This is a genomic window from Luteitalea sp. (genome assembly GCA_009377605.1).
Taxonomy (GTDB): Bacteria; Acidobacteriota; Vicinamibacteria; order Vicinamibacterales; family Vicinamibacteraceae; genus WHTT01.
In genome coordinates this window covers 1-505 of sequence record WHTT01000375.1, presented here as the reverse complement: position 1 = coordinate 505, position 505 = coordinate 1, and the positions used below count along the sequence as shown (strand labels likewise).

Here is a 505-nt window from a genome sequence, read left to right as displayed (position 1 = left end):
AGGAATACGAACGTGCCGTGATTTTTCGCCTCGGCCGTATGGTCGCGCCGCGTGGGCCCGGAATCATCTACGTCATTCCGCTCATCGAAAAAATGCTGCGCATCGATCTCCGGACAGTGACCATGGACGTCCCGCCGCAGGACGTCATTACGAGAGACAATGTGTCGGTAAAGGTGAGCGCCGTCCTCTACTTCAGGGTCATCGATGCCAATCGGGCTATTCGAGAGGTTGAGCGTTATCTCTTTGCCACTTCTCAACTCGCCCAGGTGACACTGCGCAGCATTTGCGGCCAGGCAGAACTGGATGAACTGCTCGCTGAGCGCGAAAAAATCAATACCCGCATCCAAACCATTCTCGATGTTCAAACCGATCCGTGGGGAATCAAGGTGGTTTCGGTGGAGATAAAACACATCGATCTTCCTCAAGAGATGCAGCGGGCCATGGCCAAACAAGCTGAAGCAGAGCGGGAGAGGCGCGCCAAAGTCATTCATGCCGAGGGCGAGCT

General features: G+C 55.2%; 1 protein-coding gene. It reads left to right on the top strand.

Annotated features, from left to right (window positions below; all coding sequences use genetic code 11):
* The coding region (locus tag GEV06_29355) for a slipin family protein (GenBank protein ID MPZ21943.1) at window positions 1-505 on the top strand (505 nt) is incomplete at both ends.